The sequence below is a fragment of the Actinophytocola gossypii genome, assembly GCF_025165815.1.
Taxonomy (GTDB): Bacteria; Actinomycetota; Actinomycetes; order Mycobacteriales; family Pseudonocardiaceae; genus Actinophytocola; species Actinophytocola gossypii.
Genome location: NZ_JAFFZE010000006.1, coordinates 612,119 through 624,864, shown reverse-complemented (window position 1 = coordinate 624,864; position 12,746 = coordinate 612,119). Strand labels below are relative to the sequence as shown.

The following is a 12,746-nucleotide window of genomic DNA, read 5'->3' as shown; positions in this document are numbered from 1 at the left end:
ACAGCGCTCCGGTTTCCTAGATGATCTGGATGCGTTGCATGTGCCGGTTCGTGGAGCCGGTGAACCGGTTGCGGCCGTGCAGCAGCGCGTGGTTCTCGGCGACGACGATGTCCCCGGTCCGCCAGGCGTGCTCGTAGCAGTAGCGGGGATCGTGCAGCCGCTCGCCGAGTTCGGTCATCGCGCGCACGGCGTCCTCCGAGGACGGCCCGTCGACGGTGAGGAACAGCGGGTTCCGGTACCGCGCCGGGTCGAGCGGCTCGGCGTAGCGGATCGTGGTCTCGCCGGTCGTCGGGTGGGTGGCGAGCACCGGGTGGGTCATGGTGCCGCCGTAGTGCGCGAGCCGGTCGGTGCGGTAGGTGACCGTGGTGCGCGCCCACAGCTCGCGCAGGTCTTCCGGCGCGTCCCGGTACACCCGGGTGGCGTCGGAGAACACCGTCTCCCCGCCCGCGCCGGGCGCGCAGCCCTGGACGCACTGGAAGAGGAAGTACCGGGGCGGGCGTTCCGACCACGCCCCGTCCCAGTGGAACGGCACGTCGCCGGAGTCGAACAGGTAGTTCTTCGGGTCGTCCTGCACGACCAGGTCGAGGATCGTGCCGAACTCCCAGCGCATCAGCTCGCCGGCGGCCCGGCAGTAGTCCTCGAGGTCGGGCACGTCGAGCAGGCCGTAGCCGCGCAACACCAGCACCTTGCTCGACAGGGTCGTGGCGAGCAGGTCGTCGACGGGCACGTCGGCCAGGGTCAGCCCGTCGGACGGTGCCTCGACCAGCCGGCCGAACGGCGCCAGGTCGGTGCCCTCGAGCACGGGCGTTCGCAGTTGGCTGTTCACGATGTTCCTTCCGCCGGTTCGATCGGCTCGTCGATGACGAAGTGGCTGGGCCGGCTGTTGCGCCACACCAGGTGCGCGCCCAGCCGCTCGGCCCACGCCCGCTTGACCAGCACGTGGCGCCGCCCGTCGTCGAGCACGACGCCGTGCCACGGGGTCAGCCAGCTGTCGTTCGTCCGCAGCAGGTGGAAGCCGATCTTGGTGTCGTGGTGGCCCTGGGGGTGGATGGACAGCCGCACCGCGCCGGGGAAGACCTCCTCGACGACCCGGCTCCACGCCTGGCTGCGCCGCACCACCTGGTAGGCGGTGGCCTTGGCGCGGTTGCGGCGTTGCGTGGTGCTGAGGTCCGGCAGCAGGACCGCGTCGTCCTCGGTGACGAACCGGTGGATGCCGTTGAACATCCGCCTGGCGCGCGGGTCGGAGCGCACCGCGTCCCGGATCGCGTCGACGGGGTCGCCGTACTCGTCGAGCAGGCGGGCGCGGCGCTGGTCCCAGGTGAGGCCCGGCATGGCGTCGCGCAGCGCGTACAGGCCGATGGCCCCGCCGCCGATCGACCGGATCGTCCGGAGCAGCTCGGCGGCGTAGTCGTCGACGTGCTGGTCGTCGAGGCCGAGGGCGTCGCTGAACACGTGCCCGTCCGAGCAGACGGTGACCACCGCGCCCGGCGCGTACACCGCGGAGACCTGTTCGCAGAAGCCCTGGATCGACTCGAGGGCCAGGTGCTCACCCAGGTCGGGGAGCCGCCCGACGGTCTTGCGCCGGTTGCGTGACTTGGCCGGGAACGCGGGCAGCACGAAGTGCACCGGCTGACCGGCCGCAACGTACCGGCCGACGGTGCCGAGGTGCGGCGCGAAGCAGTCCGGGCACGGCTCGGCCGCACACGGGTCGACCGGGTCGGCGGTCCGGCGCCGCCGGAACACGATCCGCAGGATCCGCTCGGCGACGGCGTGCTCGGACGCCGCGCGGGGCCGGGTGATGGTCCGGGTCATCCCACACCTCGGGGTGACCACTTCTTCCCGTGGGCGTCCATCATGAACGCGACCACGTCGACGAGCGGCTTGGGCGCCTTGTCCGGCGTTCCGGTGTCGAACGGCGGCCGGGGGTCGTACTCGAGCGCGAGTTGGATCCCCTGCGCCAGCTCGGGGCCCGCGAACTCGGTGACCAGGGTCAGCGCGAGGTCGATCCCCGCCGACGAGCCGGCGCCGGTGGCGATCCGCCCGTCCACGACCACGCGCTCGTCGGCCGGCCGCGCGCCGTACCGGGCGAGTTCGTCGCGGAAGGCCCAGTGCGTGGCCGCGGGCAGGCCGTCGAGCAGACCCGCGGCGCCGAGCACGAGCGACCCGGTGCACACCGACGTGGTCCACCTGGTGTGCGGGTGGGCGTTCCGCACCCACTCGACGATCGGGGCGTCGTCCCTGGCCAGCGCGAGCGAGGCGGGCCCGCCGGGGACCAGGAGGACGTCGGGGCGCGGCACGTCGGCGAAGGTGGCGTCGACGTTGAGGTGCAGCAGGTCGTGGTCGTCGACGACCGTGCCCGGCTCGGCGGCGCACAGCACCACCTCGGCCTCCGGCACGGTGGTGAACACCTGGTACGGCCCGAGCGCGTCCAGCGCCGTGAACCCCGGATACAGGCCGATGGCGATGATCACGAGACCTCCTGGTGGAGAACGAGCGGCAGTTCACCGGGCCCACGAACGACCATGGACGGCTTGTAGAAGATTTCCGCGCGCGGCACGGCCAGGGATATCGAGGAATACCGCGCCAACATCGAGTCGAGCAATATCCGGCTTTCCAACCGAGCGAGCGCCGCGCCCAGACAGTGGTGAATGCCGTGCCCGAAAGCCAGGTTCCGCTTGTCCGCCCGACCGAGGTCGAAAACGTCCGGATCCGGGTAGTGCCGCTCGTCCCGGTGCGCCGAACCGACGAGCAACAGCACCGGCTCGTGCGCCGGAATCGCGGTGCCCGCGATCTCCAGCTCCTCGGTGGTGAACCGCCACAGCGAGCTGGACTGCGGGCCGTCGTAGCGCAGCGTCTCCTCCACCGCGTCGGCCGTGGTGTACCCGCCGTCGCGCAGGGCGGCCAGCTGGTCCGGGTGGTCGAGCAGCGCGAGCAGCAGGTCGCCGACCAGCCTGATGGTGCTCTCGTACCCGGCCACCACCAGCCCGACCGCGGTGGCGACCAGCTCGTCGGAGCTGAGCATCGCGGAGTCGCTCGCCCGCACCAGCTCGGACAGCGGATCGTCCCCCGGCCGCTCCCGTTTGCGGGCCACGAGGTTCTCGGCGTACTCCAGCAGCCGCGCGGTGGCCTTCGGGATCTCCGCCTGCTCGGCGGGATCGGCGGTGAACACCACGTCGCCCCATCGCCGCAGGTCGGCCTCGTCACCCGGCTCCGCGCCGAGCACCGCGCAGATCGCCCGGACCGACAGGGGCGCGGCCACCCGCGCCATCACGTCGACGGGCTCGCCGACCGGCAGCGCGTCGAGCAGCCCGTCGACCGTGCCCTGGATCGTGGCGTCCCACTGCGCGATCCGAGCCGAGGTGAAGGCACCCCCGGCGAGCCGGCGGAGGCGCGTGTGATCCGGCGGGTCGAGGTTGAGCATGGTGCGCTCGGCGACCGTGCCGGCGCCGAACGCGAGGCCCGCCGCGCGGAAGTCGGGCAGCGCGTACCGGTAGTCACTGCTCAGCCGGGGGTCGGCGAACCCGGCGCGTACGTCGGCGTACCGGCTCACCAACCACACCCGGACATTCGCCGGCGGAACCACAATCGGACACACCGGCGCGTGGTCCCGCAAAAGAGCGTAGAAGGGATAGGGATTCTGGAAGAAATCCGGCGTCAACATCCCCGGCGTGGGCATTGCGACGTCAGTGGACATGTGCTGCCCCTTTTCGTCATCTGCGAACCGCCGCCACGCTATTCAGGAGTCGAGTCGGCTGTCGACCAACTTCGAGCCGTCCTCGACGCCTGTTCCACTGCCCCCGGCTACGCGCCGGATTCGCGGCTGGCGACCAGCGAGCCGAGCAGGCTCAGGGCGTCCGCGCTCGGGCTGCCGGCCGGGGCGTGGTGCACGACCAGCTGCAGCCCCGAGGCCGCGCGCACGTCGAAGGTCTCGTAGTCGAGCGTCAGCACACCGACCTCGGGGTGCCGGAACTGCTTCGCGTCCCGGGTCTTGCCGCGCACGGCGTGCCGGTTCCAGAGGTCGCGGAACGCGGAGCTGCGGGTGGTGAGCTCGTCGAGCAGTTCGAGCAGCCGAGGGTGTCGTGGATCGTGGCCTTCCGCCAGCCGCAGATGCGCGGCGGCGGAGTGCGCCGCGCGTTCCCAGTCCACGTAGAAGTCGCGCCCAGCCGGGTCGAGGAAGACCATCCTGGCCAGGTTCCCGGCCTCGGCGAACCCCGAGTGCATGGCCCGAGCGAGCGCGTTCTCGGCGAGGATGTCCATGGTTCGGTTGATCACGTAGGCCGGGGTCGCCGGCCAGGCCCCCATCAGTGCCGACAGCTCCGGGCCGACCACTTCGACCAGCTCGCGGGGTGCGGTGCGGCCGGCCAGCCGGTGCAGGTGCGCCCGTGCGTCGGCGTCCAGGTCGAAGGCACGCGCGAGGGCGTCCAGCACCGGCTCGGACGGGTGCCGTTCGCGGCCCTGCTCGAGCCGGGTGTAGTAGTCGACGCTGAGGCCGGCGAGCACCGCGACCTCCTCCCTGCGCAGCCCGGGCACCCGACGGTGTCCCGACGTGGTGAGAGCCGCGGCGTCCGGGCGGGCCTGCGCCCGCCGTGCCCGCAGGAACGCGCCAAGTCCGTCGCTGTCCACAACCCCGATGCTAGGCCGCACCGGGCCGACGTACCTGGGTGAGCCACACCCAGGAACACACCGGCCTGGCCCACCCCCCGCACGCCGAGCCAACGTGGAGGTACCGACAACGACAGGAGTTCTCATGCGTTACACGCTTCTCGGCCGTTCCGGCATCCGCGTCTCCGAGTTCGCGCTCGGCTCCATGACCTTCGGCGAGGACTGGGGCTGGGGCGCCCCGGCGGAGACCAGCACCAGGATGCTGGACCGCTACGCGGACGCCGGCGGCAACTTCATCGACACCGCGAACGCGTACACCGGCGGCGAGTCGGAGTCGATCATCGGCCGCGTCCTGCGGGGCCGCCGCGACCGCTTCGTGCTGGCGACGAAGTACACCCTGCAAACCACGCCCGGCGACCTCAACACGGCCGGTAACCACCGCAAGAACCTGGTCACCTCGCTGGAGGCGAGCCTGCGCCGCCTGGACACCGACTACGTCGACGTGCTCTGGGTGCACGCCCGTGACGCGTTCACCCCGCTGCCGGAGCTGATGCGCGCACTGGACGACCAGGTCCGGGCCGGCAAGGTGCTGCACGTCGGGGTGTCGGACTGGCCTGCCTGGGAGATCGCGCAGGCGAACACGCTCGCGGAGCTGCGCGGGTGGTCCCCGTTCGTCGGGGTTCAGCTCCGCTACAACCTGCTCGCCCGTTCCGTCGAGTCGGAACTGATGCCCATGGCCCGCGCGCACGACCTGGCGACCATCGCCTGGGGACCACTGGCCGAAGGCCGCCTCACCGGCAAGTACCTGAACGGCGCCGAAGGCCGCCTCACCCGCGGCGGCTGGGACTTCAGCGGCGAACGCGGCGACCACATCGTGCGCGAGGTCGTCGCCATCGCCGAGGCCGGTGGCTGGACCCCCGCGCAGGTCGCGCTCGCCTGGCTGCGCTCCCGCCCCGGCAGCGTCATCCCCCTGCTGGGCGCCACCAACGAGCACCAGATGACCTCGAACCTGGCCGCCCTCGACGTCACCCTCGACGCCGAGACCCTCGGCCGCCTGGACGAGATCAGCGCCCCCGAGCCCACCTTCCCCCACGACGTCATGGCCGGCGAGGACATGACCAGCCTCGCCTACGGCGACCAGTGGCGCCAGGTGACCACCCCAAGCACCTGACCCACGAACCGACGCCCGGATCTGCTCGTCCGGGTGAGGTACTTGATCGTGGAGGAAGGGCGTCACCGGACCCTGCTTCCGGCCGCCGTGCGCTTGCGCTTCATGACCACCGTCGCGGTGACGATCGCTACCAGCACGGCGGCCGCGATCATGCTGCCGGTACCGACGAGGTCCTCGATCCGCCGTGCGGCCTCGCCGGCCGCGGCGCCGATCCCGATGTGCAGTGCGCACCATCCGGTGGCGCCCACCAGCACGGCGGGGAGGAACGTCCGGTACGGCAGGCCGGCGGCACCCGCGGCGGCGGGCACGAGGGTTCGCAGCACCGGCAGGAAGATCGCCACGAGGACCGCGATCGCCCCACGCCGCCGGAGCGACTCGGTGGCCCGGTCCCAGCCCTGCGCGCCGTGCCGTCGCACGATCTTCGTCTGCCGCAGCCGCGGTCCGTACCGCCTGCCGAGCAGGTAACCGACCGAGTCACCGGCCACGGCGCACACGGTGGTGACCAGCCACATGGTCAGGAAGGCGGGCGGGCTGGTGGCGGTGGTGCCGAGGACGAACAGGCCGGTCTCGCCGGGCGCGATGAACCCGAGGCCGAGCGTGCACTCGCCGAACACGAGCACCCCAGCACCGACCACCACCCACACCGGGGGTAGGCCCTGCAGCCAGTCGAGCAGATCGGTCAGCATCCCGGCCCCCCGGCCTCCGGTCGGGCGGTCACGGGACGAGCCGCACGTCGGGGTGTGCCGGGGAGTCGCCGTCGAACAGGGTCGTCTGCCGGCCGCGCAGGTGCAGTCCGAAGAACGCGGCGAGGTAGTCCCGCTGCGCGGCCAGGCTCCGCCGGGGGTCGACGGTTCCGATCGCCCCCGCCAGCTTCTCGGCCGGCAACGGTTCCTTCCGGTCGATCCGCGGCAGGATCACCTGGGCGTCGGAGAAGCTCATGTGTTCGGCGGTGGGCAGGTAGACATCCCGCTTCCATCCGGTGGAGTTGTCCCAGAACAAGGCCCAGTCCGGCGCGTGCCGGTGGTTGTGCGGGTGGTCGTCGTCGCCGCTGACTCCGCCGCCCATGAGCAGGAAGGGACGGTCGACACCGCGTGTCGACGCCTGGCCGTAGCGGGGGTCCATGCTGCCGTCGAGGTTGGCGCCCGCGTCGATCCGGTCATCGGTCACCATGGTCTCGGCGGTCGTGAAACCACCCATGGAGTGGCCGAACATGCCGATCCGCGACAGGTCGAGCGCGGCGGCGATCCCGGCCGGGAGGGGGCGGTGCGCCGCGTCGGGGTTGCCGCCGGCGGCGATCACACGGAGCTGGTCGAGCACGAAACTCGTGTCCCGTGCCCGTTCCCGCATCATCTGCACCATGTCGACGCCGCTGGCCGGGAGCTCCATCCGGTCGGGGAACTCCACCGGCCCGGCGAAGGTGGCGTCGACGGTGACCACGACGAAGCCGCGGCTGGCGAGATCCTCGACCAGTGTGGTGCCGAACGAACGGGACTGCCCGCCGCCCGGCGAGTAGAGCACCACCGGGCGCTCACCGGGCAACGCGATGGCGCTGGGCCTGGCGTGCGTCCTGGTCCCGGCGAAGTCGGCGACGCCGGGGTTCAGCCCGACCGACCCGGAGGTCTGGTCGTAGTACGCCGCCGTCCCCGGGGTGAGGTGCCGGGTGGGCCGGTGCGGCGCCGGCCAGGCCGGGTACCACAGCGAGATCATCAGCTCCCGCGGCCGACCCGGCGGAGACGCCCAGGGATCGGTGCGATCGTGGTCGACGAGGTGCAGGTCGGTCGTGCCCACCGGGTAGAGGCCGGTCGGCCGGGGCAGGCTGAGCTCGACGGGCAGCCGGTCGGTGGTCGGGGCCGCGGTGGCAGTGCCCGCCAGACCCGCCAGCATCGCCGCGCAGAGGGCTGGGACGAGGGCTTTTCGCCAGTTCTTCTTCGCCATGCGACGAGCATCGCGAGCGCGGCGGCGCCGGACATCTGCCGAAAGCAGCCGACCGGACTAGCCGAAAGTCATAGGCTCGGTCTCAGTCGCGCTCGACCAGACCCGCCTCGAAGGCGATGATCGCCGCCCGCACCCGGTTCGGCACCTGCAGGCGGCGCAGGATCGCGCTCACGAACACCTTCACGGTGCCCTCGACCACGTGCAGCCGGCGGGCGATCTCCGCGTTGGGCAACCCGCTGCCGAGCAGCGCCAGCACTTCCCGCTCGCGCGTGGTGAGGCCGTCGACCAGCTCGCGGGCTCGCATCGCACTGGACATCCGTTCGCCGTCGGTGTCGAGCCGCCGGATCGCCCACTGTGCGATCTTCGGCGACAGGTACGCCGCACCGCCGGCCACGGCCCGAATGCCGGCGAACAGCTCCCGCGGATCACCGGTCTTGAGCAGGAAACCGCTGGCACCGCCGTCGAACGCACGCGCGATGTGTTCGTCCTCCGAGAACGTCGTCAACATGATCACGCCGGTGGCCGGCGCGGTCCGGCGGATCTCGGCCGCCGCCGACAACCCGTCCAGCCTGGGCATCATGATGTCCAGCAGCACGACGTCGGGCCGGTGGGCCTGGACCAGTTCCACCGCCTCGTGCCCGTCACCGGCCTCGGCGACGACGTCGAACTCCGGCTCCGCACCGAGCACCGTACGGATGCCGGCCCTGGTCAGTGGCTCGTCGTCGGCCAGCACCACGCGGATCACCGCGTCCTCCTCATTCCGTCCCCCGCCTACTCCGAGCCGGTCGAGATCGCGCTGCGCGGGACGACCTCCTTGACCACCAGCCGGTCGGCGACGAAGCACAGCCGGAAGAACAGCTGGTCGTCGCTCTGCTCGCTCGACCAGTACTGCCGGCACTCCGCGTCCTCCGGCGGCGCGGGGAGCATGCGTTCCGGGTCACCCAGGATCTGGAACGGGGGCACCTGCGCTTCGACCTCAGCGCGGGTCGCGCCGAGCGGAATCCGCTCGAACAGCGCCGGGTCGAGGGTGTTGTTCGCACCGACGAGGGCGTAGAGCGCCATCGCGAGCACGGCGACCACGGTGCCCGCCAACGCCGGCACCCGGATCGCGCTGGTGAGACGGCGCCGTGCCTCGCCGCGAGTACGGGCACGCTCGCGGGTCGACTCGCTGTCGCCGCTCCCATTCAGGTCCGCGGGCAGATCGGCGGGGCGTGCGTCGTGTGGGAGTGTCGCGACCAAGGCGAACCCGCCGTCTCGCGGACCGGCCGCCAGCGTGCCGCCGAGCAGCCGGACGCGCTCGGCCAGTCCCACCAACCCATAGCCACCCCCCGCCGTGTCACCCGGCTGCTCGCTCGCCGCTCCATTCGTGACTTTTACCGTCGTGCTGCCCGTCCCGTGTTCGACCCGGACGGTGACCGGTGCGCCGGGCGCGTGTCTGGTCGCGTTGGTCAGGCCCTCCTGAACCACCCGATGCGCCGCCCGCTCCACGGCGACAGGCACCGACCCCACCGGTGGCTCCGGCGGTTCCCACCCGATGTCCATGCCCGCGCCGGCGGCGCGCTCGACCAGCCCGGCGATGTCGACCCGCTCATCCGGCGCGAGCTCGCCGTCCGGCCGCAGCATCCCGATGATCTCCCGCAGCCGCTCGGTCGCCTCCGCCACACCAGCACGCAGCTCACCCGCCGCGGCACGCTGCCGCTCCGGTAGGTCCGCGGTCACCTCGAGCGCGGCGGCGCGCAGCGCGATGAGCCCCCACTCGTGGCCGAGCGAGTCGTGCATGTCCCGCGCGATCCTGGCCCGCTCCCGCAGCCGCGCCCGGTCGACCTCCAGCCGCTGCTGACGTTCCAGCAAGGCGGCGCGCTCCCACCCGGCGGCGGCGAGTTCGGCCCGCTGCCGCCGGTACCGGCCGACCATCCACGGCACCAGGACCACGACCAGCAGGATCAGCACCAACACGAACCAGTCGTACAGCCCGAACAGGAGGCCGAAGCCACCTCGCGCCGAACTGTCCACCAGCACGCTGACCGGCAACCCGGCCAGCACCACCGCGGCCAGCGAGGACAGCACCGGACTCGTGTCGTCCAGCCGCCGCCCAGCGCGGAACCCGAAGACCGAGGCCGCGACGAAGGGCCACACCCACGCCGGGTTCGTGACCGTCGGCGCCAGCACCAGCGCCGGCACCACCGCCGCAGCGACCAGGAAGCACAACGTCCCGACCGGGAACCGGTCGAAGAGCACCACCGCCGCGCCCAACACCAGGCCGCCGCCGACCAACGCCAGCCACCGGACAACCGCATCGTCGACGGTCACGACCTCCAACACGAGAGGAACCGCCAACGCCACCCACAGGACAGCCTCCGGCCACCGCCGCCTCCAGCCGGGCGCCAGCCGGTCACCCATCCGCGGCGATCCCCCGCGCGATCAAAGCCAACATCCACCAATGCTAACGCGCTGTGACACGCACAGCCGGGACGCCAACCCAACCCGCACCTGCGCACCGAGGCAGAACGGCACAAACAACGACCGAGCAGCATCGAATGCGGATTTCACCGTGCGTCACCGGCGGGAAGACGCTGATTGCGCACGAGGCCCGTCAGTGAGCTCGAGCAGTCGTCCGCTTCGCGCGTCTCGACCACTCCGGCCGTGACTTCGCCATACGCGAGGCCCATGTATCCCATCGGGACACCCAGGCCGTCGGCGATCCGGACCAGTACGTCGAAGGTGACTTACCGGTCATCGCCGCGATCTGACGTTGTGACACGCCCCTGCGTCGCATCTCGACGCCTTCCCACGCCTCTGACGTCACATTGTCCGCGCGACGTATCGGGATCGGCGGCCCCGCAGCCGAGTTCGATGACGCGGTCGGTCGGCTGGACGTCGAGAAGCCGCGCCGCCCAACTGCGCCAGCGCCCCCGACGCCACCTTCCCCCACGACGTCCTGTCCGGCGAGACCATGACCAGCCTCACCTACCGCGACCAGTGGCAGCAGGTCGTCAACCCGCACTCCACGCACAGCTAAAGCCACACGACGGCCTCGACGACGAGTTCCGCCGAGCAGGAATCATCATCGATCCGCTCGGCTCGAACAGTCAGCGCTGACACGCTCGCGGGCACGTCCGATATCTGTTCGGAGGAATCAGAACCAGTCACGCCTCTACCGAGCAACTCGCCATCAGCGAGCAGCTCCCACTGAACCTGCGCGCGGCCCGAGCAGCCACGAACGGCGATGTCCAGGTCTGCCTCGCGCCCCGGGCTGGGGAAGGTGGCCTGCGCCTCAATCTCCTGCTCCGACGAGTTGAGGGACCAACGATTGGTACACAAAATATTGGCAACCGACCCGAGCCCTCGCTGCTCACACTGTTGCTGTGCCGCGTCGCCGACGGCGAATCGAAGCCCGTTGGCACTACGAGGCTGATAAACCTGAGAAAGCAACAGGCTCACGCCCGCCACCATCCCCAGCGCCCCAAGTACCAATCCCAACCTGACAAGCTTGCGGCGTGTTCGCTTGCGCAGAATTTCCTTGGCGGTCTTCGACTCGGATTCGTAGGCCGCCAGCAACTCCGGCTTGTCCAGGGAGAGCGCCAACGCGCGAACGAAAGGTTCCGCCAACTCCAACGTCGCCTTCATCCGGGAGGAGTTCGACGCTTGCACGGTCATGGCGATGCCGAACAGCGCGGCAAAGATCCCCGCCACCCAGGAAACCAGTTCGACCCAGTTGGTCCAGTGCGACAACCTCGCCACCGCCTGGCAATCGTACGAACGCACGCGACAGGACCGACCTCGACCGCCGGCTGGGCACGATCATACTCCACACACGCCACCCAACGACACGACTGTGCCGGGAAGCGGGCGAATCACTCGACGATTTCCCGTTCGCCGAGCGTCCTCCCACCGAACTCGACGAGCAGCTGGCGCAGCGAGGACGCGCTGCGTTCCAGGGACGCCATGTCCATCGCGCCCATGTCGACCTCGAAAACAGCGGATTGACCGCAGCGCATCAGGATCGCGGTGCCACCGCTGTCGTCACCGATCATGACATGGCCTGGCAGGTACACCGCGACCTCGTAATCACGGTTGCGTTCCACGATGTCCGCCGCGCCGAGCAGAACCAGATTTCCACCGGACGACAATCCGTCGGTGATCCGCAGCAGATCCTTGTAGTCCGCCGGAATCACCTGACCCAACTCGACCTCGGCCAGCGAGATATCCCGTTCCCCCGCCGGCCCGGTTACCACGAACAACGGTTCGAGTTCCACGCGCTCCAGCTGTGCCACGGGTCAGCCGAGTTCCGGTCGGAGGAACGCTTCGGGAAACTCCTCCAGTTTTCTACGGGTCCTCAACTCGCGGATACGGGCCTTGCCGCTACCCGCCGGATGCAGGTGCTCGCCGAAGCACCCGGTGTCGTACACCGTCGACCCGCTGGGATAGCGGCCGTCGCGCAGGCGGCCGAACAACGTTCGCGCATACCGCCTCCCGGCCGGATCGTCGGCAGCGGGCCGGTCGCTGGACGACTCGTCGAGAAACAGGTGCCCGTCGTCGAACTCCCAGAACAGCAGCAACGCGAGCCCCCGGTCACAAGCCGGATGCGCGACCACGGCCGCCGGCACCTCGTACCCACAGTCCCAGTTGTACTCCGCGACCACCCCACGGAGCTGCTCGACGGTCACCAACTCACCGACCAGCCGCGCGCACTCCTCGTGATCGATGTCCTCGTGATCGATGATCCGGCCGACCAACTCGTCACGGGCCTCGCTGCTCACGCCGGAATGATAGGCAGCGCTGACACCGCCAGAAGGACCCCAGCGGACGCTACGAGAGATTGCTCGAACACCGCTCGCGAGACGCGGCCTCGCCCGCGATCTTCTGGGAGTCGTCCCCCAGAAGACACTACGGAACGCAAAAGGCCCGCGCTCTCTGCGAGCACGAGCCTCCGGTGCGTGGAGCTGAGGGGAATCGAACCCCTGACCTCCTCGATGCGAACGAGGCGCGCTACCAACTGCGCTACAGCCCCTGGTGGTGCCGCGTCAGCGTACCAGGC

General features: G+C 70.7%; 13 protein-coding genes and 1 tRNA gene. 1 reads left to right on the top strand and 13 read right to left on the bottom strand.

Going from position 1 to position 12,746, the window contains the following annotated elements; genetic code table 11:
* Window positions 1-16 precede the first annotated feature (16 nt).
* The 5 genes from JT362_RS07650 to JT362_RS07630 form a co-directional block, all read right to left on the bottom strand.
* Window positions 17-826: a TauD/TfdA dioxygenase family protein gene (locus JT362_RS07650; protein ID WP_260190314.1), complete on the bottom strand. Its 810-nt coding sequence runs from the start codon at window positions 824-826 to the stop codon at window positions 17-19.
* Window positions 823-1,812, bottom strand: coding sequence for an L-tyrosine/L-tryptophan isonitrile synthase family protein (locus tag JT362_RS07645; RefSeq protein WP_260190313.1), 990 nt, complete (start codon window positions 1,810-1,812; stop codon window positions 823-825). The genes JT362_RS07650 and JT362_RS07645 overlap by 4 nt, the downstream gene beginning before the upstream one ends.
* The gene (locus JT362_RS07640) at window positions 1,809-2,471 is read right to left on the bottom strand and encodes a DJ-1/PfpI family protein (RefSeq protein WP_260190312.1); all 663 of its coding nucleotides are present in this window, start codon (window positions 2,469-2,471) and stop codon (window positions 1,809-1,811) included. Before JT362_RS07640 ends, JT362_RS07645 begins: the two co-directional genes overlap by 4 nt.
* Window positions 2,468-3,550, bottom strand: coding sequence for a cytochrome P450 (locus JT362_RS07635; RefSeq protein WP_260190311.1), 1,083 nt, complete (start codon window positions 3,548-3,550; stop codon window positions 2,468-2,470). Before JT362_RS07635 ends, JT362_RS07640 begins: the two co-directional genes overlap by 4 nt.
* 251 nt (window positions 3,551-3,801) lie before the next feature.
* Complete coding sequence (locus tag JT362_RS07630) at window positions 3,802-4,623, bottom strand: helix-turn-helix transcriptional regulator (RefSeq protein WP_260190310.1); 822 nt, start codon at window positions 4,621-4,623, stop codon at window positions 3,802-3,804.
* 124 nt (window positions 4,624-4,747) lie between these two features.
* On the opposite strand from JT362_RS07630, the gene JT362_RS07625 reads away from it, so the two are divergent.
* Complete coding sequence (locus JT362_RS07625) at window positions 4,748-5,773, top strand: aldo/keto reductase (protein ID WP_260190309.1); 1,026 nt, start codon at window positions 4,748-4,750, stop codon at window positions 5,771-5,773.
* 62 nt (window positions 5,774-5,835) lie between these two features.
* Here the strand turns inward: JT362_RS07625 and JT362_RS07620 are convergent, their stop codons facing one another.
* From JT362_RS07620 to JT362_RS07580, 8 genes are all read right to left on the bottom strand, one after another.
* Window positions 5,836-6,459, bottom strand: coding sequence for a DedA family protein (locus JT362_RS07620; protein WP_260190308.1), 624 nt, complete (start codon window positions 6,457-6,459; stop codon window positions 5,836-5,838).
* A 28-nt stretch (window positions 6,460-6,487) separates the two neighbouring features.
* Complete coding sequence (locus JT362_RS07615) at window positions 6,488-7,708, bottom strand: alpha/beta hydrolase family protein (RefSeq protein ID WP_260190307.1); 1,221 nt, start codon at window positions 7,706-7,708, stop codon at window positions 6,488-6,490.
* An 82-nt stretch (window positions 7,709-7,790) separates the two neighbouring features.
* Window positions 7,791-8,453: a response regulator gene (locus tag JT362_RS07610; RefSeq protein ID WP_260190306.1), complete on the bottom strand. Its 663-nt coding sequence runs from the start codon at window positions 8,451-8,453 to the stop codon at window positions 7,791-7,793.
* A gap of 26 nt (window positions 8,454-8,479) precedes the next feature.
* Window positions 8,480-10,018 carry a sensor histidine kinase gene (locus tag JT362_RS07605; RefSeq protein ID WP_260190305.1) on the bottom strand — a complete coding sequence of 513 codons (1,539 nt, stop codon included), beginning with the start codon at window positions 10,016-10,018 and terminating at the stop codon, window positions 8,480-8,482.
* A 705-nt stretch (window positions 10,019-10,723) separates the two neighbouring features.
* Window positions 10,724-11,473, bottom strand: coding sequence for a hypothetical protein (locus tag JT362_RS07595; protein WP_260190304.1), 750 nt, complete (start codon window positions 11,471-11,473; stop codon window positions 10,724-10,726).
* Window positions 11,474-11,562: 89 nt separating this feature from the next.
* Window positions 11,563-11,982: an SMI1/KNR4 family protein gene (locus JT362_RS07590; RefSeq protein ID WP_260190303.1), complete on the bottom strand. Its 420-nt coding sequence runs from the start codon at window positions 11,980-11,982 to the stop codon at window positions 11,563-11,565.
* Window positions 11,983-11,985: 3 nt separating this feature from the next.
* A complete protein-coding gene (locus JT362_RS07585; RefSeq protein WP_260190302.1) occupies window positions 11,986-12,468 on the bottom strand; it encodes a DUF4274 domain-containing protein in 483 nt (160 codons plus the stop codon).
* 178 nt (window positions 12,469-12,646) lie between these two features.
* A tRNA-Ala gene (locus JT362_RS07580) sits at window positions 12,647-12,719 on the bottom strand.
* Window positions 12,720-12,746: the final 27 nt, after the last annotated feature.

What these genes read in the sequence shown, in the direction of transcription:
- JT362_RS07645 (WP_260190313.1), bottom strand. Translation starts at nt 1,812, where the DNA reads ATGACCCGGACCATCACCCGGCCCCGCGCGGCGTCCGAGCACGCCGTC.
- JT362_RS07625 (WP_260190309.1), top strand. Translation starts at nt 4,748, where the DNA reads ATGCGTTACACGCTTCTCGGCCGTTCCGGCATCCGCGTCTCCGAGTTC.
- JT362_RS07620 (WP_260190308.1), bottom strand. Translation starts at nt 6,459, where the DNA reads ATGCTGACCGATCTGCTCGACTGGCTGCAGGGCCTACCCCCGGTGTGG.
- JT362_RS07615 (WP_260190307.1), bottom strand. Translation starts at nt 7,708, where the DNA reads ATGGCGAAGAAGAACTGGCGAAAAGCCCTCGTCCCAGCCCTCTGCGCG.